This is a genomic window from Nostoc sp. C110 (genome assembly GCF_043099725.1).
Taxonomy (GTDB): domain Bacteria; phylum Cyanobacteriota; class Cyanobacteriia; order Cyanobacteriales; family Nostocaceae; genus Nostoc; species Nostoc muscorum_A.
The window spans coordinates 119345-144583 of record NZ_CP171148.1; the positions used below are offsets into that span (position 1 = coordinate 119345).

General features: G+C 39.7%; 24 protein-coding genes. 11 read left to right on the forward strand and 13 right to left on the reverse strand.

Translation table 11 applies throughout. The features are described 5' to 3' along the window. Window positions 1-44: 44 nt before the first annotated feature. The 4 genes from folK (at window position 45) to ACFFRD_RS06335 (ending at window position 3314) form a co-directional block, all read left to right on the forward strand. Window positions 45-560: a 2-amino-4-hydroxy-6-hydroxymethyldihydropteridine diphosphokinase gene (folK, locus tag ACFFRD_RS06320; RefSeq protein ID WP_392483258.1), complete on the forward strand. Its 516-nt coding sequence runs from the start codon at window positions 45-47 to the stop codon at window positions 558-560. A gap of 69 nt (window positions 561-629) precedes the next feature. Continuing rightward, a complete protein-coding gene (locus ACFFRD_RS06325) occupies window positions 630-1178 on the forward strand; it encodes an NUDIX hydrolase (RefSeq protein ID WP_163929743.1) in 549 nt (182 codons plus the stop codon). Between the two features lie 7 nt (window positions 1179-1185). Then, entirely contained in the window at window positions 1186-2028 is an 843-nt protein-coding gene (locus ACFFRD_RS06330) for an ADP-ribosylglycohydrolase family protein (protein ID WP_392480825.1), read from the forward strand. 482 nt (window positions 2029-2510) lie between these two features. Continuing rightward, complete coding sequence (locus ACFFRD_RS06335; RefSeq protein WP_392480826.1) at window positions 2511-3314, forward strand: prohibitin family protein; 804 nt, start codon at window positions 2511-2513, stop codon at window positions 3312-3314. 107 nt (window positions 3315-3421) lie between these two features. Here the strand turns inward: ACFFRD_RS06335 and ACFFRD_RS06340 are convergent, their stop codons facing one another. Next, window positions 3422-3883, reverse strand: coding sequence for a hypothetical protein (locus ACFFRD_RS06340; protein ID WP_163929746.1), 462 nt, complete (start codon window positions 3881-3883; stop codon window positions 3422-3424). A gap of 376 nt (window positions 3884-4259) precedes the next feature. Here ACFFRD_RS06340 and ACFFRD_RS06345 point away from each other — a divergent pair, with 376 nt between their 5' ends. Then, entirely contained in the window at window positions 4260-4532 is a 273-nt protein-coding gene (locus ACFFRD_RS06345) for a hypothetical protein (RefSeq protein ID WP_392480827.1), read from the forward strand. Window positions 4533-4721: 189 nt separating this feature from the next. On the opposite strand, the gene ACFFRD_RS06350 is transcribed toward ACFFRD_RS06345, so the two are convergent. Beyond that, window positions 4722-5480 (reverse strand): phosphatase PAP2 family protein, encoded by a 759-nt coding sequence (locus ACFFRD_RS06350; protein WP_392480828.1) that lies wholly within the window; start codon window positions 5478-5480, stop codon window positions 4722-4724. 36 nt (window positions 5481-5516) lie between these two features. Then, window positions 5517-6761 carry a hypothetical protein gene (locus ACFFRD_RS06355; RefSeq protein WP_392480829.1) on the reverse strand — a complete coding sequence of 415 codons (1245 nt, stop codon included), beginning with the start codon at window positions 6759-6761 and terminating at the stop codon, window positions 5517-5519. A gap of 196 nt (window positions 6762-6957) precedes the next feature. Between ACFFRD_RS06355 and ACFFRD_RS06360 the strand changes: the two genes are divergently transcribed. After that, window positions 6958-7227 (forward strand): hypothetical protein, encoded by a 270-nt coding sequence (locus ACFFRD_RS06360; RefSeq protein WP_334805106.1) that lies wholly within the window; start codon window positions 6958-6960, stop codon window positions 7225-7227. 68 nt (window positions 7228-7295) lie between these two features. On the opposite strand, the gene ACFFRD_RS06365 is transcribed toward ACFFRD_RS06360, so the two are convergent. The 4 genes from ACFFRD_RS06365 to ACFFRD_RS06380 form a co-directional block, all read right to left on the reverse strand. After that, window positions 7296-8030: a redoxin family protein gene (locus ACFFRD_RS06365; protein WP_114085237.1), complete on the reverse strand. Its 735-nt coding sequence runs from the start codon at window positions 8028-8030 to the stop codon at window positions 7296-7298. 77 nt (window positions 8031-8107) lie between these two features. Next, entirely contained in the window at window positions 8108-9037 is a 930-nt protein-coding gene (locus ACFFRD_RS06370; protein WP_392480830.1) for an alpha/beta fold hydrolase, read from the reverse strand. A 21-nt stretch (window positions 9038-9058) separates the two neighbouring features. Further along, window positions 9059-9880 (reverse strand): SDR family oxidoreductase, encoded by an 822-nt coding sequence (locus ACFFRD_RS06375; protein WP_174713330.1) that lies wholly within the window; start codon window positions 9878-9880, stop codon window positions 9059-9061. 133 nt (window positions 9881-10013) lie between these two features. Continuing rightward, complete coding sequence (locus ACFFRD_RS06380; RefSeq protein ID WP_392480831.1) at window positions 10014-10499, reverse strand: glutathione peroxidase; 486 nt, start codon at window positions 10497-10499, stop codon at window positions 10014-10016. 1157 nt (window positions 10500-11656) lie between these two features. Between ACFFRD_RS06380 and ACFFRD_RS06385 the strand changes: the two genes are divergently transcribed. Both ACFFRD_RS06385 and ACFFRD_RS06390 read left to right on the forward strand, forming a co-directional pair. After that, on the forward strand, window positions 11657-13219 hold the full coding sequence (locus ACFFRD_RS06385) for an ammonium transporter (protein WP_392480832.1): 1563 nt from the start codon (window positions 11657-11659) through the stop codon (window positions 13217-13219). 551 nt (window positions 13220-13770) lie between these two features. Next, entirely contained in the window at window positions 13771-14226 is a 456-nt protein-coding gene (locus ACFFRD_RS06390; RefSeq protein WP_392480833.1) for a DUF2141 domain-containing protein, read from the forward strand. A 2-nt stretch (window positions 14227-14228) separates the two neighbouring features. Here ACFFRD_RS06390 and ACFFRD_RS06395 read toward each other — a convergent pair whose 3' ends face one another. The 3 genes from ACFFRD_RS06395 to ACFFRD_RS06405 all read right to left on the reverse strand — a co-directional run bounded on the left by ACFFRD_RS06395 (window position 14229) and on the right by ACFFRD_RS06405 (window position 19031). Further along, a complete protein-coding gene (locus ACFFRD_RS06395; RefSeq protein ID WP_392480834.1) occupies window positions 14229-15377 on the reverse strand; it encodes a peptidoglycan-binding protein in 1149 nt (382 codons plus the stop codon). 133 nt (window positions 15378-15510) lie between these two features. After that, entirely contained in the window at window positions 15511-16572 is a 1062-nt protein-coding gene (locus ACFFRD_RS06400) for a DMT family transporter (RefSeq protein ID WP_114085243.1), read from the reverse strand. Between the two features lie 812 nt (window positions 16573-17384). Continuing rightward, entirely contained in the window at window positions 17385-19031 is a 1647-nt protein-coding gene (locus ACFFRD_RS06405; protein ID WP_392480835.1) for a Ppx/GppA phosphatase family protein, read from the reverse strand. Window positions 19032-19341: 310 nt separating this feature from the next. On the opposite strand from ACFFRD_RS06405, the gene ACFFRD_RS06410 reads away from it, so the two are divergent. Together ACFFRD_RS06410 and ACFFRD_RS06415 are read left to right on the forward strand one after the other, a co-directional pair. Next, window positions 19342-20223 carry a 4-hydroxybenzoate solanesyltransferase gene (locus ACFFRD_RS06410; RefSeq protein WP_392480836.1) on the forward strand — a complete coding sequence of 294 codons (882 nt, stop codon included), beginning with the start codon at window positions 19342-19344 and terminating at the stop codon, window positions 20221-20223. Window positions 20224-20339: 116 nt separating this feature from the next. After that, the gene (locus tag ACFFRD_RS06415; RefSeq protein ID WP_392480837.1) at window positions 20340-21107 is read left to right on the forward strand and encodes a DsbA family protein; all 768 of its coding nucleotides are present in this window, start codon (window positions 20340-20342) and stop codon (window positions 21105-21107) included. Between the two features lie 915 nt (window positions 21108-22022). Here ACFFRD_RS06415 and ACFFRD_RS06420 read toward each other — a convergent pair. The 3 genes from ACFFRD_RS06420 to ACFFRD_RS06430 form a co-directional block, all read right to left on the reverse strand. Continuing rightward, complete coding sequence (locus ACFFRD_RS06420; protein ID WP_392480838.1) at window positions 22023-22472, reverse strand: acyl-CoA thioesterase; 450 nt, start codon at window positions 22470-22472, stop codon at window positions 22023-22025. A 108-nt stretch (window positions 22473-22580) separates the two neighbouring features. Continuing rightward, entirely contained in the window at window positions 22581-22970 is a 390-nt protein-coding gene (locus ACFFRD_RS06425) for a tautomerase family protein (RefSeq protein ID WP_392480839.1), read from the reverse strand. Between the two features lie 4 nt (window positions 22971-22974). Then, on the reverse strand, window positions 22975-23562 hold the full coding sequence (locus tag ACFFRD_RS06430) for a TetR family transcriptional regulator C-terminal domain-containing protein (protein ID WP_392480840.1): 588 nt from the start codon (window positions 23560-23562) through the stop codon (window positions 22975-22977). Between the two features lie 851 nt (window positions 23563-24413). On the opposite strand from ACFFRD_RS06430, the gene ACFFRD_RS06435 reads away from it, so the two are divergent. After that, a complete protein-coding gene (locus ACFFRD_RS06435; protein ID WP_392480841.1) occupies window positions 24414-25211 on the forward strand; it encodes a sulfite exporter TauE/SafE family protein in 798 nt (265 codons plus the stop codon). The last annotated feature ends 28 nt before the right edge of the window (window positions 25212-25239 follow it).

Sequence of the window (25239 nt, forward strand, 5' to 3'; positions counted from 1 at the left end):
ATCCATACAGACAGCCCGAAAAAGGCTTAATTAATGGGATTGCGATGGCTGCGGCTGGTTACACAGCAATAAAGCCCAGACGAAGCGCCGTTGCCCTTGGTAGTAATATCGGCGATTCCCAAACAATTTTAGAAGCAGCTATCAAAAGTTTAGCCCAAACCCCAGGTATTCTCTTAGAAGCTAAATCCAGGTGGTACAAAACTAAAGCCGTAGGACCACCACAGCCAGATTATCTAAATGGCTGCGTGACATTGCAGGTAGAGATGCTACCCCAGCAGTTATTAGAAATTTTGTTAGGAATTGAACAACAATTTGGGCGTGTGCGTCAAGAACGGTGGGGGCCACGAACTCTAGATTTAGATGTGTTATTATTTGATGACTTTATTGTAGATACACCAAATCTACAGATTCCTCATCCACGAATGCGGGATCGTGCCTTTGTGTTAGTACCACTGGCAGAAATTGCCCCCGATTGGATAGAACCAGTATCCGGGTGTGTTATTAAAGAACTGCTGAAAGAGGTAGACTGTTCTGATGTACATTTATCGATGGGCAATTAAAATTACCATCTTTAAAACACAGAAAAGGCTGATATCACCTCTGTACTTAACAGATAATCAGATTTTACTATGCCATTAGGTAGAGAATTACCACAACTGCTAAAACAACGCCTGTTTTATAAAGGACGCAAGTTTGATTTTGAAGTCAATCGCTTGCGTTTGCCTAATAAAGCCGAGGGAGAATGGGAATGTATTCGTCACCCTGGTGGTGCTTTAGCAGTGCCTGTGACACCAGAGGGCAAACTTGTGCTGGTGCGCCAGTATCGTTTTGCGATTCAGGGACGGATATTAGAATTTCCGGCAGGAACTGTGGAAGCAAATGAAGAACCTTTAGAGACAATACAGCGCGAAATCGAAGAAGAAACAGGCTATAGTGCCCAAAAATGGGATAAATTAGGCGAATTTTTCCTAGCGCCTGGTTATTCTGATGAAATTATCTATGCTTTTCTGGCGCGAGATTTGGAAAAGCTAGAGACACCACCAGCACAAGATGGAGACGAGGATATCGAAACTGTGTTTTTGACTCCCGAAGAATTAGAGAAAGCTATTCTGGAAGGAGAGGCGGTAGATGCTAAATCAATTTCTAGCTTTTTTCTGGCGCGTCCGTTTTTAGTTTAATACCCTTATGCTGCTAGAGTTAGCGATCGCAGATGCCTACGGTGCAGGCTTTGAATATGCTGATGAGATGATCGTTAACAACGATTTGAGTCGATACGTCGAACATCCGCGTTTTCGACTCATTCCTGGCAGCTATACCGATGACACCCAGATGAGCATTGCCATTGCGGAAGTGATTGTTGCTCAAGCACCGTGGACACCAGAAGTTTTAGCCGATAGCTTTGTTAGAGCTTTTAAACGCGATGAGAGAGAAGGTTATTCTCGAAACTTCTACCATTTTCTGCTAGAAATTCAGAATGGAGAAGAATTTTTAACCAAAATTAACCCTGACAGTGACAAAAGCGGGGGTGCAATGCGTGCAGCACCCATTGGCATCTATCCCACACCAGAAAAAGTCATTGAGGCGGCAACAATTCAAGCGGCAATTACCCACAATACAATCGATGGAATCAATGCTGCTGTTGCCGCTGCTTTGATGTCACATTATTTTATCTACCGACTGGGAGCAAAACGCAAATTAGGAGAGTTTCTCCAAGGTTATGTATCTGGGGAATGGGCTAAACCTTGGGAAGGTAAAGTCAAGTCTAAAGGTTGGATGAGTGTCAGAGCCGCGATTACTGCCGTGATGCGAAATGACAGGATGAGCGAACTTTTACAAGATTGTATCGCTTTTACAGGGGATGTGGATACAGTAGCTGCGATCGCTTTAGCTGCTGGTTCTTGTAGCGAAGAAATTACACAAGACATTCCCGCTCATCTTGTCACAGGCTTAGAGAATGGAACTTACGGTAGAGATTACCTCATCGACTTGGATAAGCAGCTGATGAGTTTGACAAAAAATATCAGCTAAATGTAATACTCGGTTGCAAGCATCGCGCCTCCATCTATTTCTGGTAAAGATGCTGTCGCGTATAGCCTTCAAAAACTGTCATTGCTGTTTGCGTTGCTTCCTGTCAAATTTCTTCAATGATTATATTCTCCATCCTTGGGGAAGCACTTGGGCAAGTTTCCTAATTTTTAAGATTGTGAGGCAAACTTACCTTTTCAAATACTACGGTTTTTCGATATCATTACAGTGATTTAGGTAAAAATAAAGCTACATTAGCCTTCACTATCTCCAAATTTGGGTAGTAAAGTACACATTGGCTGCTTACCTATATACCTGTATGTTGAAAACATTAACCTATCATTGAGGAATTTACTACTTATTTTTCACACGTCTAGAGTGATATAAAAATTGACTTAGAGCCAAAGTTATAAGAGCATAACGGCAAGAAGCTTACAACTCCTAAATATGTGTCTCTGTGCCAGACGCATACATGTTTCACACAGATGATAAAAAATAAAACTTTTAACAGTGCAGGTAAACTGACTGCTCTTTTGTTCCTGATAACTCTCTTTCTTACGCCTTGTGTAATTGTAAATGCAGGAGAACGTGGTGTATTGATGAAATTTGGCGAAGTGCAAAACCAGATATTAGGAGAAGGACTTCACTTAATTATTCCTGTAGTCAATACTGTGAAAAAGTTGAGTATTCGAGTCCAAAAACAGGAAATTTCGACTGAAGCTTCTTCCAAGGATTTACAAAATGTTTTCGCCGATGTTGCTCTCAATTGGCATATTATTCCCCAGGAAGCAAATGTGATTTTTCAAGAAATTGGAGATGAACAAGCTGTAGTCATGCGGATTATTAACCCTGCCGTTGAAGAAGTATTAAAAGCAATAATAGCAAAGTATACTGCTGAAGAAATTATTACTAAGCGAGGAGAAGTCAAAGGTGCAGTAGATGATGCGTTGTCTACACGGCTGGGTAACTATCACGTTGCAGTGGATGATATTTCTCTAGTTCATGTCCATTTTTCTGAACGATTTGGTGAGGCGGTGGAGGCGAAGCAGATTGCGGAACAAGAAGCAAAACGAGCAGAGTTTATTGCACTCAGAGCAACAAAAGAAGCTGAAGCAAAAGTTAATTTAGCTAAAGGAGAGGCTGAAGCACATAGATTATTACGTGATGGTTTAACTCCAGAAATCCTACAAAGGCAAGCAATAGAAAAATGGAATGGTAAGCTGCCATTAATTGTAAGCAAGGAGGCTCCAAAGCTATTGAATTTAAGTGAATTTTTAAAATTTGATTAAAATTGATATTCTTTTTCAATGAGTTGCTCTCCACAGAGAGGCTTATATCCCCGACTTATTGAAGAAATCAGGGATATCTTTGTTCTGTAGGAATTTGATTAGCTAAATTAACCGTTGGCAAATAAAATGGGAGAATCGAGAATCTTCAACTGGATTAATAGTATAATCAAGATGGTATAAGCGGTTGAAGAAATTAGACCAGTGAATAATTCTTTTTTGAGGTTATGCTCTTGAGGTTCTTTTTGAAAAATGTCCTTAGAACCAAATTGCATCAAGAGAATTCCCACAATATTAGAGAGCCAATATCCTATAATTGAACAAGGTAGAAGTAATTTTGGGGAAAGTAAACTACATATATACCCAAAACCATAAGCTATCGGCAGATTGAATAGTAGGTCATTCCACCAACATAGTGGTGACAATAAATATCCTAGTACCAGAAAAAATCCACCTCTGAGTTTTTTGAAAATGTCTTTTTTGAACTCTTCTGGAGTCGATTGTTGCAAATCCTCTAGGGCTTTGTCTCCTGTTACATTTAACTCTTGACTGACGTTTTGGACGCTTTCCATAAAAACCCACTATTCCTATCGGCTTAGTGTATTATAGTATGTAAACTAAACCCAAGTCTAGTACAGGAGTGAGAACAATTTGGCTTTCTGAGGCTGAAAGTTTTACAGATAAATAGTTTCAGCAAAATAGTAAAAACTAAAATTTCCGTTTAACTCAGATGTAAATTAATTTTTATTGTTGCACATATAGCAGTCCGAAATCATGCGTGAGAATTTGAGATAATTGTAAAACTCTTGTCATCTTCCCGATACTTTGGGGGACGATGTTAGCCAGAGGGTGAATTTTCTTACAAATCATTTAGGATTGTTATAGTAAGGACACAAATTTAGACTAATAATAGCTACAATAAAAATATTGAGGCATCTTAATAGTAATATGACAGATATAACTCCAAATAGCACATTTTTAATAGCTGGAATTGTTTTTGTAACGATTGCTGTAATTGGGCAGTCTAAATTAGGTTTTATTGAAATTAATCCCGGTTGTTTTGGTAGACTTTTGGCTCTTTTTATCGGGATTTCAAGCCTATTATATGCTTTGGGGTTGCTCAATTTTTCAGGCGCAACTATTGACTTCTTGAGAACTTCTTTAACAGAACAAGTTAAACAGAGTATAAGTTCAATCAATGAGCTTTTGCAAGGATCGTAGTAGTCCTGGAAAATTATTTATGGGTGTATTTAAATACCTTTTAGTTAAAAGTTTGTCTGAAAAAGGTTTAGTTGTGATTTAAGCACTCATTAATGTACTCCAGCTCTAAAAAAGGGGGAAAGCGGAATCAAATTCCTCCTTTTTAATGGGTATTTAAGAGGATATAAAAGTCTTTTAGCAGATATAGCATCACTCCTCACTTATCAACTCTTTTTCTTCAGGGAGTAAGGTAGTTTCATCTTTGGGGAGTTCGCTATCTACGGATTTGACTTTAGTTATATACGGTTTGATAATTATACTGACACCAATTGTCCAACCTAATGTAACCATCCAACCTGCGAGAATGTCACTGGGAAAATGTACCCCCAGATAGAGACGACACCAGGCAATAGCTATTATGTATAAGCTGCCAAAGGTGAGAACCAACCAGCGCCAAGAGCTAGCCCAAGCTAAGGATAGCAAAATTGCTACCAAAGTTATACTTGTCATAGCATGACCACTGGGAAATGCAAAACTAGACTCAGGTGCAATGGACTGCCACAATTGTGGACGCACTCGATGCATTAATTCCTTAGCTGTGCGGTTAATAATGACACTTCCCAGTGAGACGGTGAGCAAATAAGCTAGCGATCGCCAGCGTTTTTGTAGTAGTAATATTAGTGCGATCGCACCCAAAATCGGTATCGCCATCCAAGGCAACCCAATGATAGCCAGCGTCACTGCTAAAACATCAAGCTGTGGGTTGGCTGTAGAATGAACTGCCAATAGAATAGGCACATCCCACGGAAAGCCTGCTTGATTCTCCCATATCTTCACTGTCAGAATTTCAAAGACCTGTAAAGGTAAATAAACTCCGATCAAGAGGAGTAAGAGCGATCGCCAACGAGCAATCAACAGATTTTTGAGAAAAGAAAGCGGTGACTGAATCTCCTTATTGGCTTTTTCCATAATCTAAGTTAAAAATACCGATTAACTACTTACTGATTACAAATTACTGGTGGAATTTTGAGAAGTTCCACAATTCTTACAGTACGACAAATGTTTATAAGTAAGATTATGACAGTTTTGGCATTCAATATATTGGTAATAGCCACAGTGCGGACAGTAAGTATCAATCTGTCGAATTTTCTTAGCGCAATTTACACAGCGTGATTTTTGGACTCTATTAGCTGCCTGAACTTTAGTATTAAAGACAACTTTTTGAAAAAACTGGATAATTCCAAAACCAATAATTGGAATCAGCAAAATATAAGCATAATTTATCAGGAAAAGTAATCCACCAAAAAGGGTGCTAATGATATTAAAGAAAAATTGAAATATTGCACCTATTTGCAGAAATTCAAATACTTTAACAATTAGTGGAATAAAAAATATAACTAGCAAATGCCAGCTAATTAGCGATACGAGTCCATATCCTCTTCTCTGAGCAAATTTGTTAACTGATAAGGCAATAATAATTAGAGGTAATAGAAAAAGTGACTGAAAACCAAGCTGGATACTTGGATACCAAAATGATGCCTGTTGATAACCTTTATCAACTTCCCGAAATTGATTGTCATCTTTAAGAAAGGCGATAAAACTAATGCTTTCTGGTTTGGCAAGCAATTCATTTTTAAGAGTAGAAATTTCTTGTTTAAGAAGAGAAATTTGGCGATTATTTTGTTCTAATGTCTGTTTAGCTTTTTCAGCACTAACTTGATTAATTGATTGTTGACGACCCTGACCTGCAATTTTTTCTAAGAGCGTTGAGTCATATTGGGCTTCAATAGTGCTATTGGCTTGTGCAAGGGAACTGATTTTCGCTTGTTTCTGATCAATAGTTCTGATGATTTGCTGCTTTTCAGGATTGTTAAGTTTATCCTTGTAGCTGGCATATTGCAAACACGTTTGAGAAACCTTACCCAGATGTCCTGCTTCAACCTGTTGATAGTTTTTCTGAAAACTGAGTTGATTATTCTGGTAATCTGGCAATGAAAGTCTCACAATTTCATAGTCTTTATCTTTAGTGGTTTTTGCCCGGTAATTTTGCCACTCTGAATAACATGGATAAGCCTCGGTCGGGCTGATATGCCATCTGCTAATATCATCTAGTCCCGTAAAAACATTCATCAAGATAAAAATATCAATTAAAATAATCACAATCAAACTCACTTTATTCAGTGGTTCGTTGTTGATTGTTCTTGATTTACTAAAAAATTGACTCAAAATTCGGCGGATTCTGGCAAGCATATTACTTGTGAATAAATGGAAATTCAATTCGAGTCAATTCTATATGAGAAGTAGTAATTAACTGGACAAAAATACATCTATTCATCTGAAGATTTGTTAATTAATGATTTTCATTAAAACATCCAAAATATCACTGAGGCTGTTTAGATAAATATTTTACAAAATATGAGATAGGAAATACTTAATTTTAATAAGTATGGGATTGATTGCGGTGCTTCTGATCGTCGGCTTATCACTTGCCTTAATCAAACTGTGGTCATCTCAACCACGGAACAAGGTTTCTAAGCCATACTTCAGTGACCCGAAAAACAGAAAACTGCAAAAACGTTTACTTGTTTTACTTAACGGTGATGCGACAACAGCCGAACGACTACTCAAACAGCAGCGCCAGAGGCATCAAGGTCAATCGGATAAATGGTATTTGGAGAAAGTGATTTATGACTTAGAACGCGATCGCCGTTACTAAACCTCAAAACAGAAGAGCAATCTTTGAATCCGTTGTAGGGACGCACATCTGTACGCCCCTAGTGAAAACTATTTAGCAGCGAAGTAGGCTTCTAATGCCTCAGAACCACCAATTAATTTACCATCGATAAAGACTTGGGGAACTGTTGTCGCCCCTGTAACAGCTCGTAACGAGCGTGTGGTGACATCCTTACCCAAAGTAATTTCTTCGTAGTTAATACCATGTTCCTTGAGCATTGCTTTAGCACGGGCACAGAAGGGACAACCCACTTTCGCAAACAGAGAAACTACTTCGGGCTTCACTGCTTGGGGGTTGATGTATCTAAGCATTGTTTCAGCATCGGATACCTTAAAGGGATCTCCTGGTTCGTCTGGCTCAATAAACATTTGGTTAATGACACCATCTCTTACCAGCATAGAATAGCGCCACGATCGCTTACCAAAACCCAAGTCTGATTTATCTACCAGCATTCCCATGCCTTCAGTAAATTCACCATTTCCATCGGGAATTAGTGTAACATTTTCTGCTTCTTGATCCTTTGACCATTCGTTCATGACAAAGGCATCATTAACAGAAATACAGATAATGTCATCGACACCATTTTCTTTGAAAATCCCAGCCAACTCGTTGTAACCAGGAAGATGAGTGGATGAACAAGTTGGAGTATAAGCACCTGGTAAAGAGAAGACAACCACTGTTTTATTAGCAAACAATTCATCGGTTGTCACATCCACCCACTGGTTGTCCTTGCGAGTATGAAAAGTGACACTAGGAACTCTTTGTCCTCGGCGATTCGTTACCATGTTCTTGCTTCCTCAAGTAATCAATTCCAGTCATAACCTAGCATGGGAGGACTAGTATAACTGTAACTATCAATCAGCTAAGAGACTTCGTTGATGAATGGTGCGATCGCTGCTACAAATTCAGCAGTGGATTCATAAGGCAAAACATTACGCCCATTTATTTTTATACCTCTACCTTGAGGAAAACAGGCGAGGTAGTTAGCCAAGCGCTCGTCTGGCGTTTCTTTTCTATTATTTTGGCTAATACTCGATGCAGTTTCCCCAACAACCGCTAATGTTGGTTGCTGAATCGAGGCAATAAAATTAGTATAATCTTGTCGCCAAAACCCTGCTAAAAAAGAAAACACTGCATGGCGACTAGCAGGATTTTCTGCACCTACAACTAATGTATTCAACCACTCTGCATCTACAGCACTCTCAGAAGCAAATAGTTGGCGAGTTGAGAAAGAACGTAAAAACTTAGGAGTGCGTGCATAGCGATAAAAAGGAATCCCAAAAGGGGAATCTAACACATTCCAAATAAATTTTTGCTGCCATTCTGGTGGTTTATTTGTCATCAAAGCCCACGTTGGAGGCCCAGCAAGTACAAGTCTGGAAATTAAGTTTGATTCTTTTTGGAGTAATGCGAGTGCAACTGGTAACAATGCCCCTTGTACAACTACAATGACAGGTTGCCGTACTACTGTTTGTAAAAAGTACTGCAACTGTTCTGCCCAATCACTAGGCGTATAAGCCAGATGAGGCATATCACTTTGGCCACATCCTAGTAAATCAGGGTTGTAAATGGAATTACGCTGACCTGAATTATACCATTCATGACAAAATCGCTGCCAAAATTGCCGCGACAATCCGACACCAATAGGATGAATCAACAGTAAGGGAATACCCTCAGATGTTGTGTTAGTTGGTTGATGAATTTCGTAGGCGCAACGATAATTCTGCCAAGTGTAAAACTGGGTAGGAGATGCTGTCAAATTAGTTGTATTAGTCACAGCAGATGGTTGCATAATTCCTAGTTATAATACTTGCTAAAAAATCATCTGTGGATGAATTAACTGGTATCCAGCCTCTTTCAGCTTTTCATTCGATACCCAAGCATTATATGGGCGAGTACTCTTAATAGAAGTATCCCATATAACTTTGGGTAAATTATGTTTTTCAAATAGACTATCTAGCAAGTCTCGGCTGGTAAGATGTGCATCATCTACTAGATTATAAATCCCTTGCAAACGACGGTGACGGGCAAATTCTATCGCAGCAACAATATCATCCAGATGAATCCAATTGGTGATATCCTCGCCGCCGGGACGGTTTGTACCCGAATATCTACTAAATATTTTCAAAAGTTCTCTACCGGGGCCATATATTCCTCCTAAGCGGAAGATACAAACGCGGAGATTTTCGCTAGATGCCGATAATAATATATCCTCTGTTTTGCGGAGAATTTGGGCATTTAAATTAGCGGGTGCAAGTGGTGTTTCTTCATCTACCCATACACCGTTCCTGTCACCATATACTGCATAACTACCTGTATATATTAATTGTTTCACACTCTGAATCTGCTGCAAGCATGAAACTAAGTTTTGGGCAGTTTTTAGATAAGTTTCTTCATAAAAATCTGCACCTTTTGCACCAACACTCAAAAGTACAACATCTTGATTGTGCAAAACTGATTTTAGACTATCTAGGTCATTTCCGCAGGTAACGACAACTCTTTGGGATACTGATTGTAGTGTAGAGACACGCTCAGAGGAAGTTGTGGTTGCAGTAACAAAAAAATTCATTGTTTGCTGCCAATATTCAGCAACTTGATAACCAACATAACCACAACCAATAATTGCAACATTCATGACAAATTAAACACAAATAAATTAAACTACTAGTTGAGACACTATTCTCAAATTAAGGAACTGGGCGTAAATAAATTTAACCGTCCAGAGCTAACAGTCAATAGTACAAAAATTTTGACTTAGTGACTAATGACTATTTTGCTAGTTCTTTTTCAATTATGGCAATTATTTCTGGTGAATTGGGTTGCACACTACTATTAAATCTAGCTATCACTTCACCTTGTTTATTAACTAAAAATTTTTCAAAGTTCCAAGCAACAGTTCCTGTTGGCTCAACGGCTTTGGTAAGTCGCTCATAAAGTGGATGCTGTTTTGAGCCTTTTGCATGGACTTTATCGAATAGTTCAAATGTAACACCATATTTACTTGTGCAGAATTGCACAATTTCTTCATTGCTTCCTGGTTCCTGCGCTCCAAAATCGTTACAGGGAAACCCCAAAATCTTTAATCCTGCTTCACCATACTTCTGGTTCAACTTTTCTAACCCGTCGTATTGAGAAGTATAACCGCAGTAGGAAGCCACATTCACAATTAAGAGTACCTTCCCGGTATACTCGTTTAATTGCTTATCGTTGCCGTTGATCGTCTTAACGGCAATGTCCGAAATTGTGTTGTTCATCTTGAATCTGAATTTATAGGGAATATTGCCAAGTTTCCCATATTACAGGTACTCTAAACCCAGTTTGTTGAAGGAAATTAGATTTGTTAATCTTGTTTACCACTACAATTTTGTTTAACTCACGTGAAATAGGGAGTGGTGTACTTCCATTACTTGAAAAGGGCTATCTGTAGCGATCGCCTATAAGTTTATACTTGTAACCAGATTTACTTCTCCTGTAAATAGCTCGACTAATCTGCTATCTCAGAAATACGCGTTATTTTTAATACATTTTTTATTGCAGAGATCAATTGTCAATACAACCAGTAGTCGCTTTAAAGGAGCTAACAAGGAAGTAGTGGATAACTAACTTATTGTATAAAAAATTAATTAAGTTAAGTATTTTCCGACCTGAGAACGGAAAATACTTAACTATAAAGGATATAGTTGCTTTATTTGTTGCATCAGAAGCTATTTTGCACAACTTAATCAGAAAATGTATTTTTTGATACAGTTTTTTGGTTACAGTCAATAGACAATCATTCAGATTTATCTATTTAGGCATAAATTTACTAAAGGTAAAACAATAAGTAGTCTCATAATTTCTGTGGAAGAATGCTTATATATTTTTTAATCAGAGTTTTTTGTCCATCCCGAAGCCGATCGCATTGGGATCGATGCTTATAAACACGTCACATCAGTATGGACTGATGTTTATACGATCGAATAAAAAAAATCATACTAAGACTTCGGAAATAGGAGCTTTCGAGAGCGAATAGAGCCAAGAATAACGCTTTCAAAAGAAAAATAGTCATTGTACGGTAGCTAAAGTAAATTGTCATAGATTATTTACGACTATCTACCCTATTTTTATTGATATTATGTTGATAATTTTAGGGAATTTTTATAGCCATGCCAAATACTTTGTTTGGCAATATTTAAAGTTGAAGTAAAGGAAACTTGACTTTTTGAGAAAGGACATAATAATTTCTGAAGAAGACTTCCAAAAAAGATTTACAGATGTACCAATAGTTTTCTAAACTCCTACTAAGGTTATTTGATTTTCTGGTTGGGAAAAAAATGGTCTAAGGAGAAAATATAAAAAACCAGTGGCTTTTACTTCTTCCGTTAGTTTTTTCCTGTTTTTAAGGATGGTTTAGAGGATAATGCTCAAGTTTATGTACAAACAAAAATCGAAAACAAAAAATAGGCGTTTGTCTGCAAGAAATTACGCTGTAAATTCACAGTCCAACTCAAAAGTCAAGCTATTTAATCAAGCCATTAAGCGGCTCTCTCCCAGTTGGCAAGCCTGTTTACCTATAGCTTGTCTGATTGTGTTGGGTTGGGGTTATGCCGCAGTTGCCCAAGCTCCAGCCGCAGGGCCAACAACAGCAGAACTTAAAGTTGCTCTTGATACCCTGTGGGTTGCGATCGCAGCCTTTTTAGTGTTCTTCATGAATGCTGGTTTTTGTATGTTAGAAACTGGCTTCTGTCGTCAGAAAAACGCTGTCAACGTTCTTTCCAAAAACTTGATTGTATTTGCTTTGTCCAGCGTTGCATTTTGGGTGCTCGGTTTTGGCTTAATGTTTGGTGATGGCAATGACTTCATTGGATTGAATGGGTTTTTCTTAGGAGGAGCAGATAACAGTCCCGCCACAGGAGAAGCCTATAAAGGCGTTTTTGGTGCCATTAGTTGGACAGGTGTACCCCTAAGTGCCAAGTTTTTATTCCAGCTAGTGTTTGCTGGGACAGCAGCAACAATCGTTTCTGGTGCAGTAGCCGAACGGATTAAGTTTGTTGACTTCCTAATTTTTAGCCTCTTACTTGTAGGTATTCTCTACCCCATTACCGGACACTGGATTTGGGGAACTGGTTGGCTAGCAGACAGAGGCTTTTGGGATTTTGCCGGTTCTACGGTGGTTCACTCCGTAGGTGGTTGGGCAGCTTTGATGGGAGCAGCATTTCTTGGGCCCCGCCTTGGTAGATATCAAGATAGGCAAGTTGTGGCTATGCCTGGTCACAACATGAGTATTGCCACTTTGGGCTGTCTGATCCTGTGGTTGGGTTGGTTTGGTTTCAACCCAGGTTCTGTGATGGCTGCCGATCCTAGTGCAATCAGTCACATTGCTGTCACCACTAACATGGCTGGTGCTGCTGGTGGAATTGCTGCTACCATTACAGCTTGGTTCTACTTAGGTAAACCAGACCTGTCAATGATTATCAATGGTATTTTGGCTGGCTTGGTTGGTGTTACAGCATCTTGTGCTTACATAAGTATTCCTGCTTCTTTACTCATTGGCTTGATTGCTGGGATACTGGTAGTTTTCTCTGTAACATTCTTTGATAAACTTGGCATTGATGACCCAGTGGGAGCTACCTCAGTTCACCTAGTTTGTGGTACCTGGGGAACTCTCGCAGTAGGTCTATGGTCTGTTGGTCCTGGTGTTTATTCCTGGTATGGCGATACACTTGGCCCAGCAAAAGGTTTATTTGCAGGTGGTGGCTTTGGACAGTTAGGTATTCAGTTGCTGGGCGTTGTCTCAGTAGGTGGTTTCACTGTTTTACTCAGTAGTATTTTTTGGTTGGCACTGAAAGCTACTTTAGGTATCAGAGTATCCAAAGAAGAGGAATTAGAAGGTTTGGATATCGGTGAACACGGTATGGAAGCCTATAGTGGATTTCTCAAAGAAGGTGATGCAACTGGATTTTCTGGAGAAGAAAGTTCAGTTGGGAGACTTTAGGAGAAATATTTATTTCTTTGGTTTAACCTCTGGAATATTCCTAATACGAGCTACCAACACAGCATTAGTCTAGGAATCGGCTTTGATTTTTGTATCCCTCACGGGAGCGTAGACATACTAGTTAATAGGCAACATGAAAAAAGGCTTTTCGAGTTGCACGGGGTTTTTTCAAAAATCAAATATGAGTCTTATAGATTAAACTGATTCCGTCAAATTCTGTATCCAAGCGGGGAAAAGTAAGGGGTTTTATACCTTGTGCTTTTCCCGCTTTCTACCTTATTAAAAAAGGCAGAGGGCAGTCCCGATGAAACAAGTTTCAAAAGCCTTGCATGAAAATGCGATGTGAGACTGATCTATATAGATACTCATCGAAGGAACATTTCCAAGTCAGAAGGGAATGCTGACTCCAGCGTTGAAGCCAGTGACCAAAGGGAACACGGGTCTGAATCCCCGCCCAATTGTTCGTTGTGCCTCCTGCCTTCTTCAATAATTTAGCGATACTATTTCACGAAATGCCTGATTGAAAACTTATTTTATTCTGTGAAGATTTTATGGTTAGAGAATTGAGAGTTGGTATGCTGCTATTGGCAATTGTGGGAAATATGGCATGGTCTTTGAGTGCCAAGGCAAATTTTAACGGTAAACTTACCCTAGAAATTGATGGCTTAAAGAATAAAAAAGGACAAGTCTGTACCAGTATATTTGCTAGTAGTGAAGGATTTCCTAGCGATCGCGATCGCGGCTTACAAAAGCAGTGTACCAAGATTACTGACACTCCCTTATCCATTACCTTTGAGAACTTGAAAGCAGGTAATTATGCCGTTGCTGTCTTTCACGATCAAAATAATGACCGCATTCTCAACAGTAATGTTTTTGGTATACCAAAAGAAGGCTTTGGATTTTCCAGAAATCCAGAAATTCGCACAGGTGCGCCCAAATTTGGCGAAGCAGCATTTTTAGTGGCAGGTCCAAACACTAATATCCAAATTCAGTTGAAATATTTTTAGGCTTATTCTCGTGCATCGTTGTGTGAATCTTCTGGTAAACCTTGTTGTTCCGGTAAGCCACGCATTCGATTCATCTGAGTTAAAGCATATCGTGCTGTTGCTTGTACTTCGGCATCTGGGTCTTCTAATGCATGGCGCAACATCTGACTCATTTGACCCATTATGTCATAAATGCGCGTCAAGTCTCGGATCGCATTTTGCCGTACTTGGGGACTTTCATCTTGCATTGAAATTGCTAAACCCCGGTTCATCGGTTTGAGTGTGCGGATACCAATTTCTGCCAAAGCTGCCAAAATTAAGCTGCTTTCTTGAGAATCAGCATCAATCATTAGGTCAACCATTGGCTGAATTGCCCGCGAATCTCCCTGCTGACCCAAATCCCAAATAGCCTTGCGTCGCTTCGTTGGGTCAGAACTGCGTAAGTCTTGAATTAATTCGTCAACGATATTGAGTTTAGCAAGCCGGGAAGTTTTTTCTGGTACTAGTAATTGTGTGGGTAGCGGCGGCGTAGCTTTTTCTGGACTAGTTACAGTCTCTGGTGGGGGTGGTATCATCGTTTTTTTGTTAGCTTCACTCAATCTTTTAGTATCTAATATTTCGGACTTTTGCACTTGTTTAATCTGACGAAACCACCTCATCAGGTAAATAAGTGCGCCAATACTTCCTAGAACTCCAATGGCAAATATAAACCACCAGATGAAACCTTTCTCCGGTGGCTGGGGTTTTGCAATCGGTTTGGGAGTTGGATTAGGAAAAGTGACTATTGGAGATGGAGAGGTGACAATCTGATTTTTGGCAACTAAAGCTGCTAGCAGCCTCCTCCTAGTTGTTAGACCAGCAAGTCCATCTACTTTTAAACCCTTTGCTTTCTGGAATTTAGCTACAGCGATTTCTGTACTAGCGTTGTACTGTCCATCTACCACGCCATTGTAGTATCCCAACTGTTTTAATTGGGTTTGTAATCTCTGCACATCTGATTTTTGACTACCATATCTCAATACAGCCGGACTAGCGGTAACTGTCGAACTAGCTTGTGCCAGTTCTAAAATTTCAGGCGCTAGGTTAGGAGTGGCTGTACTTGCACGATTTGGGTAAAAACCCACGCAAGAAAAACAGGTAAATATCAGAATAGAGGAACGGCATAGCCTCATATTGAAAGTTTCAGCCTGAACGTGCTTTTGAAGTCTTCGATACCACAATACCTTCTAGATGACAAAATGTTAACTGTCATTGGGCATTGGGTGTTGTCTCTAATCACCCTCACCTATACTTAACAAGTTAGGGTTAAATTTCTGGTTCAGATTTTCTAACTGCTAGGCTTACAGGGTTCAATTTTTTAACAGATGAATCTAAAACTGGTTGCTGTATATTAGCTATTTCGCCGACAGTAAGTGTGTCGTTTTGCGCTCCTAAAGCATCACGTTGGTTAATGAGATAGATGCTAATTAAAGTGAGGAAAACACCTACCCACTGCACCGGACTGAGGACTTCTGAGAGAAAGAGATTGCCGAATAGTAGGGCAAAGACGGGCGTAAGGAAGGTAAGAGAACTAAGACTAGTGAGACTGCCACTAGAGGCAAAGTAGAAGAATAACCCGTAGGCGATCGCACTGCCAAAGACAGTAGCATAACTCAAAGCCACTAAATCAGATCCTCCCAGATTCTCCCACTGCTGAGATTCGACAACTGACGAAATTCCCCATAATGGCAATCCACCTAAAATCATGTGCCATCCCGTAGCGGTTACTGGGTCAGCATACCGACATACAAACCGAATCAACACTGTTCCCACAGCCATTGATAAGGCTGCCAATAGCATCAACCACTCACCGCTAGCAAACAAGTCTTGCCAGTTGCCAATTGTGATATTTGCGCCTGAGTCGAGAATATGTAAAATCCACTCATCAGGTAAGCCAATTAAACTAATTCCTGTGACTCCCAAACCTAACCCCAGCCATCCCCAAAAACCAATGTGTTCTTGGAATAGCCACAACGACAGCAATGCTACTGCCAAGGGTTGCGAGTCAATCATCACAGACCCTAACCCCGCACTGGTTCTGACTAATCCCTCAGCCAAAAAGCCTTGAAATAAAGTCCCATCTATGAGGGCAAATAAGGCAATCCACAGCCATGCAGCCCAACCCTTGGGCTGGGGTTTACCCATGAATGCTGCTGCAATCAAAATTAACATCCCTGCTGGTATCAGGCGCACTCCCGCCATGAATAGCGGTGTGGTGTGGGGTATCACTCCTTTCATGGCTACCATTGCCGTCCCCCATAGGAAAAAGGGCGCAATTAACAAGAGAGGGGCGAAGGGAAGTCGAGATGCACTGAGTTTCAGTTGCATGGGTTTGCTGATGCCTTTGTTTAACAAGCACAAAAATTGCTTTACCCAATTTTACCGAATTATGTAGTTTTGCGATCGCTTCTGGCGGGTGCTTGACAACATCGTGTAGTGTCTCAATGAGCAGGGAAGAATACTCAGGTGTAGCTCAAGTTACAGGAGGTTGAATATGTTTTTCAGTAGACGGATAGTTTGAAAAAGCTTTATTAGTTAACAAACGCAAATGCTTAAAATTAGGCACTTTTACCAAAAGTTCAGCATTTTTACTTCTTTTTTTATATCTGTATCTAGCCAGTTCCTCAAACTTTGACCACATGAGCAAAGGACTTGCTTCTCTGCGCGTGAAGCGGTTCAATGCAGAAAAACAAGCAGTCTCAACTGCTTTCTTGAGATTTTATATTATAGAAGGATACCTAAGTTTTCCCGGCTTAGGTATCCGATAGCAACATAACCTATTAAATAGATTGTTAACTATATTCTAATTACTAATTTTAATTTTTAAATGCTTCTTAGGACACTTTATAAATTGCTCCTTAAGTAGGATGCCAAAATTAGAAATAAGGTTTATTTTACTTCTGAAATCATCTTTATCAAAACAGAATTCAGGAGTTAGGAGTCAGTGTTCATTCAGGATTTTAACCGAAAAAGCGGATAGCGTTGAGTAAAACCTGCAAAGAAGCAAACTACGAGGAGCATCCTGTCGAGAGTATATTTATTCTGACTGCTGAATTCTTCTTTAACTGCAAAATCTTGTTTTGTAACAGGTGCGTTACACTGCGTTAACGCACCCTACTTTCTCAAAGAATTGAGCAACCTTAAATTTTTCTAAAAGGTTTTTCTAAACTTGCTACTAATTTAACTCCAAATTCTTCCTCAAACACTCCTTTTTTATAATCTAAACTCCAAAGCTCTAAAGCACAGTCATCATCAGCTTGAGATGAAAAAATCAGCAGGTTTACCTGTCGAAGTTGTTGATAATACTCACATTGCACTTGAGATATCGCCCCAATTTGTCGTCTATCTAGTGCCACCGCCAATCTTAGAATTGCACTCAATTGACTAACCATTTGGCACTGCTCTTTAGTCAGCAGACTCTGGTAAATTTCATGTTTTTTCTTGGGCGGCGATTTGCGATGATAACGTGCTAAGTTGGCTATGATTTCAATCTCGGTTTCTGTATAACCAAGTAATTCACCATTGCGAATTAGATAGTAAGAGTGCTTGTGGTGAGACGAATGACTGATATAATGACCGCAATTGTGTAATATTGCAGCGGCCCATAGCAGTTGTCGCTCGTCAGATCCCCAGTGATGTAACGTACCTTGAGTTTGATCAAATAAACTCTCGGCAAATTTGGCGACGCGATCGCTATACTCTAAGTTAACGTGGTATTTATTAGCGATTTTTAAAACATTCCGTTCTCGAACTGAACTTTGGTAACGCAGCTTATCTTCAATTAAGCCGTGGCCTAACATCCAGTCTACGATTACGCCTTCCCGCAGAGAACGCTCACAAATTGCGATCGATTCACTGCCTAAAAGGGTCATCGCTTCCTGTAGTATTACTGCACCAGCCAGTATAACTTCAGACCGCTTATCTGGCATTCCCGGAATCGCAGACTTTTCGGAATTACTCAGTTTCCGCAAGCGATTTACCAACTCTCGCAAGTCTTTAAGACTAAACTGATAGCCATTGAGAGTGGAAGGAATAACACCTGACTTTTCTCGTGCATGAATCATCGCCAGGGTTTCAATCGTGCCAGATGTACCCACCAAACGGGGGGATTCTCCAAACTGGAAATTTGCTAATACCTCATCCACGGAACGTTCTAACATACCGCGTGTATAGGATTGCAAATACATAAACTCCGTGTTGCTGATGGGATCGGTAGTGATTAACTCGCTAGTGAGTCGCACTGCACCAACTTTGGTACTGGTGAGAGTGCGCGGTTCGTGACTATCGCCCAAAATTAATTCTGTGGAACCACCGCCAATATCAATAATGGTATGGGGTTGGTTGTGAAATTCCATTCCCGAAAGCACGCCAAGGTAGATTCGTCGCGCTTCTTCTTGACCAGAAATCAAGTCAACGCTTAAACCCAATTCCTTTTCTACTCTTTGCAAAAAATCTTTACCATTTGGGGCTTCGCGCACGGCACTAGTCGCCACAGCAATGATTGTTTCAGCATTGATGGTTTTGGCAACTTCTTGGAAGCGTCCTAAAGCAGCGATCGCCTTTTTAATGATCTCTGGTTTGAGTTCTCCAGTGGTAAGATTGCGATCGCCAAGTCTCACAGTTTCTTTTTCTCTGGCGATAATGCTAAAGGCTGGTAGCGTCGGGTCAATTTTAACTACTACCATGTGTAGAGAATTTGTTCCCAGGTCAATGGCAGCAATAATCCGATGTTGGTTAGGTGGTTGAGTTGCAGAACTCTCCCAGCTAGCCGAAACTAAATTCTGCATCTAGTTTTCTCTCTTTATAAGAAATGATGGCAAACGGTGGTATGTCGGGGTAGCTGGCACTGATATTTATTGCAACGCACTTACTCAAACTGAATGCTGAGTAAATAAAAAAATACTCAGCACTCGCAACTCAGTTTCGTCAAGGGCAACTGAGCTAAGTATATTCACCCTAATGCGTCTAACGCTAGCGACTATTAAAAGATATTTAAAGTTGCCATTTTGGGTGATGTTTTTACAAATAACAAATAACGTTATTCTATAGATGTAAAGATGTGTGAACTCATCTATCTAAAGTTATTTGTTGATTTCTATGTTAACGATGCCAGAACGCCCCCAGTTACCAGTTTGGCTTGTAATTATCCGGCTTTTACGCTGGCATAAACCAGAAGGACGGTTAATTTTAATGATTCCTGCTCTTTGGGCAGTGTTTTTAGCAGCTTCTGGAAAACCACCTTTACCTCTGGTTGGTGTAATTATATTGGGTACTCTGGCCACAAGTGCGGCGGGATGTGTTGTCAATGATTTATGGGATCGGGATATCGATCCAGAAGTGGAGAGAACACGCGATCGCCCCCTCGCTTCTCGTGCTTTGTCTGTGAAAGTTGGGATTGTAGTTGCGATCATATCGCTAGCATGTGCAGCTATTCTGGCCCTTTACCTTAACCCCCTAAGTTTCTGGTTATGTGTGGCAGCAGTGCCCGTAATTGTCCTTTATCCAGGCGCAAAGCGAGTGTTTCCTGTACCGCAACTGGTACTTTCCATTGCCTGGGGTTTTGGGGTGTTGATTAGTTGGAGTGCAGTTACACAAACCATCACTCTACCAACTTGGTTACTTTGGGGCGCGACTGTACTGTGGACATTAGGATTTGATACAGTTTATGCCATGAGCGACAAGGAAGACGATCGCCGCATTGGTGTTAATTCAAGCGCCCTATTCTTTGGGAATTATGCCCCTGTAGCGATCGGAATTTTCTTTGCTGGCACAATCTTGTTATTGGCTTGGTTAGGTTTGCTCATAAATCTGCACTTACCCTTTTGGATTAGCCTTGCAGTTGCTACTATGGGATGGGTTTGGCAATCTCTGCGATTAAGACAGCGAGATTTACCTAATTCTATTTATGGTAAGATGTTCCGGCAAAACGTGTGGATTGGTTTTATTTTACTTGTTGGGATGATCGCTGGATCTTTTTAATCAGTAAAAAGGGAATTTTCATAACTTTGATTATGGGATTTTTCCTTGAAGCGTACTTTGAAGCCGAAGCAACTGCGCGTCTATAAAGTTAGACAAAAATATTTATGAGTTTTTCTATGAGTAAATTCTTTGATTTGTTTAGCCCATTAATTCAGTATATGCGTACTTGGGCAGCTATAAGTCTGCTCTGTTTAGTTGTCACCTGGTCATTTCCTGCACAAGCTGCTAGCCGGATTGATCCGCAATTAGAACAGCAAGTCTTACAAATTATCCGCGAACATCCACAGGCAATTATTGAATCTGTTCAAGCTTATCAGCAGCAGCAACAACAAAAACTCAAGCAAGCACAGCAAACATTTTTACAAGATTTAAAGACGAATCCTCAAACAGTAATTGGTGAGTCTCCCACCACAGGTTCAACTAAATCAAAAACTGTGCTGATAGAATTTTCCGATTTTCAATGTCCCTACTGTGCCGAGGCGCATAAAACATTGAAACAGTTGTTAGTAAAGTATCCAGATAAAGTAAAATTGGTTTACAAGAATTTACCCCTAATTTCAATTCATGCTGAAGCATTACCATCTGCGACAGCAGCTTGGGCAGCATATCAACAGGGCAAATTTTGGGAATATCATGATGCGCTATTTACTAATCAAAAGCAATTAGGTGAGACCTTATATTTAGATATTGCTAAAAAGCTGAATCTAGATTTAGGTAAATTTAAACGCGATCTTACTCTTGCGACTCCCGCAATTACAAAAGATATCCAATTAGCAGAGAAATTGGGTGTTTCTGGCACACCTTTCTTTATCATTAATAGTCCAAGTTTTTCAGGAGTTCCACAGCTAGCGGATATCGAAAATATATTGACTGGTGCTAAGTAAATGAGTGTGTTTGAAAATAACCTGTCACTGTTTAAGTAACTAGTGGCGTGTCAAGGCTAAAATAGTTTATTAAACGTAGGTTGGGTGAAGCGGAGCGCAACCCAACATATATCAGAATGTTGGGTTACGCAAAGCCTCCACCCAACCTACAATTTTTTGCAACTAAGTAAATGAGTTTGTTTGAAAATAACCTGTCACTGTTTAAGTAACTAAGTTACGACTTACGCAAAACTACACACAGTAGGGGCAATTCATGAATTGCCCCTACCTGAGAATCAGGGTTTTGACTATTGTGTCCTAATAAGTGTAAATAAATTCAAGTTTGTAGTAATGGCTGTAGTCCTGATAAACCTTTCTATGAATGATTCATTGCTTACTACAAACTAGGATTTTATTATATTTTTAATTATGATGCTGATAAATATCAATAAGCTTGATCAAGATATAAGACTCGTATTTGATTTTTGAAAAAACCCCGTACAACTCAAAAAGCCTTCTTTCCTATTGCCTATTGCCTCTTGCCTATTGCCTAACCACGTAACTATGGCTACGCCACGCCGTGCGAACAAAAATCAAAGCAGATTAATATATACTGTGTAAGGATTGTATCTCCATAGTATTTGTTTAGATAGATACTTTTTTATTTAACAATAAAGTGCATCTTTAGTTAGAGGTTTCATACAACAGTTTAGTGATGTACTTGAGGCAAGTGTAAGGAGTAGCTGATGAGGAGTGATGAGAAGAAATTTTCTTCACTCCTCATGTTCTTAAATATATGGTAACTTAAAGCTTCCTTTAAGATTAGGTAAGTCAGAAAACTTGCTGCGCCTAGACTCACCTTAAAAAGGCTTCCTCTAGTTCCCTTCTTTTTAAGGAAGGTTAGGGAGAATAAAGTCTTAACGCAAGGATATTACTTTATGAATAGTCTTTCAGATTTCCTTTTTGATGCTCTAAATATTTATTCTTTAATTCCTCTGGAATAGGAATAGGACGACTATTTTGTAAACTGACAAAAGCACCCTTTTGACTAGCTACTGCTGCTAACTCATTATTAGATAAAATTTCAGCTTGTACAGTCCACTTCAATCGTCCTAAATTACTTAGCCATAAACGTCCAATTACTTGGTCAATAATTTTTATTGGGCGTTTATATTCAATTTCAGTTCCAGCTAGAACAGGTGCATATCCTTGATCAATTTGTTGATTGAGGTGCCAATGTTCATCTAAAAACTTTAAACGTAAATCCTCTAACCATCTGATATATACAATATTGCTTACGATTCCCATAAAGTCAATGTCGTATGTTCTTACAGGAATTTCTAATACTACTTCTAATGGTCTGGGCAAACTGTTATTTACTAGCATTATTTCTCTTGATATTTTAAAACCGATCGGTCTGTAAAATTAGAAAAAATTTTACTTTTTTCAATTAGTTGGTAATTATTGCCTAATAACCCATTACTCACAATAATTTCAAACTTCTACTTTGTAGTTTAAGGTTAACTCGTCGCCAGGTAAACCTCTAATACCCCAGTTCGATTTGGGCGTTTCAAAAATGGTGATTTCAATATCGTATATAGGAATATTGAATTTTTCATTGATATTTTTAATTAGCAGGCGAATCAACTCTTTTTTTGTTTCCACTGAGCGCCCCTCAAACATACTAATTTCGATAACCAGATAATTGTTTGTTCTATCAGATGGATAGTAAAAATCTGATTTATCCAGTGGGAAAAAACGGTGAAATCTTTTTTCAGGGGCAATCTGTAAAACCTCTATGAGGGAGGTATGGATTACATTTGATAGCTCCGTTTTAATAGGGTTTAATTTGTCTGCTAAAGAATATACTTTGATTTGTACCATACATTTAAAGGTGAGTTTCCAAGTATTGATTCAGGTGATTAATTACCCTGTGCATGTGAATTGAATCTCCATAAAGCTTACTCATCATTATGGCCCCTTCTAGCGTTGCAATTATGACGGTGGCAATTTCATCAGCAGTTACTTCAGAGCGAATTTCACCCTTGGCAATTCCCGTTTCAATAATTCGACGAATTAGATGCAGCCAAGAGTTCATCGCCTGTTGAGCGCGTTCCCGCAACGCCGGATGAGCATCATCGCTTTCCACAGCAGTATTCAGCAGTGGGCACCCTCCTTTGATAGGTGGATTTTCTGCGAAGCTACTAAATATCCCAATGATTGCTTGCAGGCGTTCTACTGCATGGCGTTTGTTTCGCAATGCAAATCTAGTATGCTGTTTAATGCGAGCGATCGCAAAATCAAAAGCCTGTAATGCGAGATCATCTTTGCTTTGAAAGTGATTGTAAATTCCTCCTTTTTGCAATCCAGTCACACGCATGATGTCTGACATTGATGAGCCTGCATACCCTTGTTGGTTAAACAGTTCGGCTGCTTGGTGGAGAATTCTACTTTTTGTTTCTTCGCCTTTGGACATTACAGCGATTTATTAGACTAGGGAGTCGTGTAGTTTATCGAATTAAAAATTAAAGACCATTTGGTCTGTTTATTTTTATCATTATACATGCTTGTGAGTCAAGTGTTTTGTGTAGTCCAGATAACGCAGACTTCACCCGGTTATAAACGCCGTTAGTTTTAATGCTACCTCCACTCTAGGTAATGAGATGTTTTTTTGAGCATCAACACGCGATACTTATTCTTAAAACCCCACTTCCATTCCTCTCCCCGAAAGGTCGATAGGCTTTGATTATTGCTCCCCAACGCTAGTAGGGAAGGGGTTGGGGGTTAGGTGTGAGAGAAAGTTGCACACAGCGTTATCAACAGAAGTTTCAGCAGTAATATTGGCGATTTGAGCTTTGCCAAACAGGATTTTAACGGGGTTGTAAAAAACAAAATTTCCATGAGTCATTAGACTTGCGGTGTATTATCCAGAAAATATAGCGATATACAAAACGAATACGCTGGACGTTTGATCGTGTTTACAAGTAAAATACGGTAAGTACATAGCTTTACCGGCTTTTACATGTAAAACCGCAGAAAAACCAGTAAAAAGTTGATTTAGTAAAACAACTGACCCATAAGCAGTTATAAAAGTCTGTTTCAGCTAAATGTCAGTTGTCATACTTCCAAAAACTTTCAGACAGGTTTTAAGTTGTCCAGTAATCTTCTGCCCTAATTTTTAGCTAGATAAACCTTTCTTTGTGTCACTCATCCTTTGAGAAACACAATAATTTGCCATGACTAGCTCTATCACTGGGCTGTAGTTCGGCTGAGTTATTGCTCTCTAGTAGTGAAGTTCTAGCTGACTTTCTCAAACCCCCAAAGAGTATGCACTATTTATCATTACCATTCTTAAGCTTCTTCGTTGGCATCATAGTTGGTTTGACGGGAATTGGCGGAGCCTCTCTCATTACCCCAATGTTGATTTTTGTTTTTCAGGTTCCGCCTTCCATCGCTGTGAGTTCTGATGTTGTAGCTGCCACATTGATGAAGATTGTTGGTAGCGTCAAGCATTGGGAACAGAAAACCCTGGATATAGAAGTTGTCAAATGGCTGGCATTCGGGAGTGTTCCAGGCTCACTGTTTGGAGTGGGAATTTTGCACGTTCTTAAACGTACAGGTGATTATAATCTGGATAACATCTTGCTCCGTTTGCTTGGTGTGATGATTTTGCTAGTCACAGCCTTAGCACTAGTGCAATTGTTGTTATTGACATTTTTACCCAAATTCAACTTACCCGAACTACCAAAGTTAGACTTAGAAACTAACTTTGGCCGCTTTATAACAATCACTTTGGGGGCCATTTTAGGCTGTTTAGTTGGTCTAACTAGCGTCTCATCAGGTTCAATGTTTGCCCTAGTGCTGATTGGGTTTTTCCGTTTAGATGCACGGAAGTTAGTGGGTACTGATATCTCACACGCAGCAATTTTACTACTGTTTACAGCCCTTGGTCATCTCAGCCTGGGAACAGTTGATTGGAATTTGGTAATACCTATCTGGCTAGGCTCTGTACCAGGAGTTCTGCTAGGTGCTAAAATCTGCCAAGTAGCTCCCCAGCGCCCACTACGGTTTATTATTTACGCCATTTTGATGATGGTGAGTTGGAAATTAGTTCATCAAGTGTAAGCAAATTGAGATTTTAGATCCCAAATCC

What these genes read in the sequence shown, in the direction of transcription:
- folK (WP_392483258.1), top strand. Translation starts at nt 45, where the DNA reads ATGGCTGCGGCTGGTTACACAGCAATAAAGCCCAGACGAAGCGCCGTT.
- ACFFRD_RS06325 (WP_163929743.1), top strand. Translation starts at nt 630, where the DNA reads ATGCCATTAGGTAGAGAATTACCACAACTGCTAAAACAACGCCTGTTT.
- ACFFRD_RS06330 (WP_392480825.1), top strand. Translation starts at nt 1,186, where the DNA reads ATGCTGCTAGAGTTAGCGATCGCAGATGCCTACGGTGCAGGCTTTGAA.
- ACFFRD_RS06335 (WP_392480826.1), top strand. Translation starts at nt 2,511, where the DNA reads ATGATAAAAAATAAAACTTTTAACAGTGCAGGTAAACTGACTGCTCTT.
- ACFFRD_RS06340 (WP_163929746.1), bottom strand. Translation starts at nt 3,883, where the DNA reads ATGGAAAGCGTCCAAAACGTCAGTCAAGAGTTAAATGTAACAGGAGAC.
- ACFFRD_RS06345 (WP_392480827.1), top strand. Translation starts at nt 4,260, where the DNA reads ATGACAGATATAACTCCAAATAGCACATTTTTAATAGCTGGAATTGTT.
- ACFFRD_RS06350 (WP_392480828.1), bottom strand. Translation starts at nt 5,480, where the DNA reads ATGGAAAAAGCCAATAAGGAGATTCAGTCACCGCTTTCTTTTCTCAAA.
- ACFFRD_RS06355 (WP_392480829.1), bottom strand. Translation starts at nt 6,761, where the DNA reads ATGCTTGCCAGAATCCGCCGAATTTTGAGTCAATTTTTTAGTAAATCA.
- ACFFRD_RS06360 (WP_334805106.1), top strand. Translation starts at nt 6,958, where the DNA reads ATGGGATTGATTGCGGTGCTTCTGATCGTCGGCTTATCACTTGCCTTA.
- ACFFRD_RS06365 (WP_114085237.1), bottom strand. Translation starts at nt 8,030, where the DNA reads ATGGTAACGAATCGCCGAGGACAAAGAGTTCCTAGTGTCACTTTTCAT.
- ACFFRD_RS06370 (WP_392480830.1), bottom strand. Translation starts at nt 9,037, where the DNA reads ATGCAACCATCTGCTGTGACTAATACAACTAATTTGACAGCATCTCCT.
- ACFFRD_RS06375 (WP_174713330.1), bottom strand. Translation starts at nt 9,880, where the DNA reads ATGAATGTTGCAATTATTGGTTGTGGTTATGTTGGTTATCAAGTTGCT.
- ACFFRD_RS06380 (WP_392480831.1), bottom strand. Translation starts at nt 10,499, where the DNA reads ATGAACAACACAATTTCGGACATTGCCGTTAAGACGATCAACGGCAAC.
- ACFFRD_RS06385 (WP_392480832.1), top strand. Translation starts at nt 11,657, where the DNA reads ATGTACAAACAAAAATCGAAAACAAAAAATAGGCGTTTGTCTGCAAGA.
- ACFFRD_RS06390 (WP_392480833.1), top strand. Translation starts at nt 13,771, where the DNA reads ATGGTTAGAGAATTGAGAGTTGGTATGCTGCTATTGGCAATTGTGGGA.
- ACFFRD_RS06395 (WP_392480834.1), bottom strand. Translation starts at nt 15,377, where the DNA reads ATGAGGCTATGCCGTTCCTCTATTCTGATATTTACCTGTTTTTCTTGC.
- ACFFRD_RS06400 (WP_114085243.1), bottom strand. Translation starts at nt 16,572, where the DNA reads ATGCAACTGAAACTCAGTGCATCTCGACTTCCCTTCGCCCCTCTCTTG.
- ACFFRD_RS06405 (WP_392480835.1), bottom strand. Translation starts at nt 19,031, where the DNA reads ATGCAGAATTTAGTTTCGGCTAGCTGGGAGAGTTCTGCAACTCAACCA.
- ACFFRD_RS06410 (WP_392480836.1), top strand. Translation starts at nt 19,342, where the DNA reads ATGTTAACGATGCCAGAACGCCCCCAGTTACCAGTTTGGCTTGTAATT.
- ACFFRD_RS06415 (WP_392480837.1), top strand. Translation starts at nt 20,340, where the DNA reads ATGAGTAAATTCTTTGATTTGTTTAGCCCATTAATTCAGTATATGCGT.
- ACFFRD_RS06420 (WP_392480838.1), bottom strand. Translation starts at nt 22,472, where the DNA reads ATGCTAGTAAATAACAGTTTGCCCAGACCATTAGAAGTAGTATTAGAA.
- ACFFRD_RS06425 (WP_392480839.1), bottom strand. Translation starts at nt 22,970, where the DNA reads ATGGTACAAATCAAAGTATATTCTTTAGCAGACAAATTAAACCCTATT.
- ACFFRD_RS06430 (WP_392480840.1), bottom strand. Translation starts at nt 23,562, where the DNA reads ATGTCCAAAGGCGAAGAAACAAAAAGTAGAATTCTCCACCAAGCAGCC.
- ACFFRD_RS06435 (WP_392480841.1), top strand. Translation starts at nt 24,414, where the DNA reads ATGCACTATTTATCATTACCATTCTTAAGCTTCTTCGTTGGCATCATA.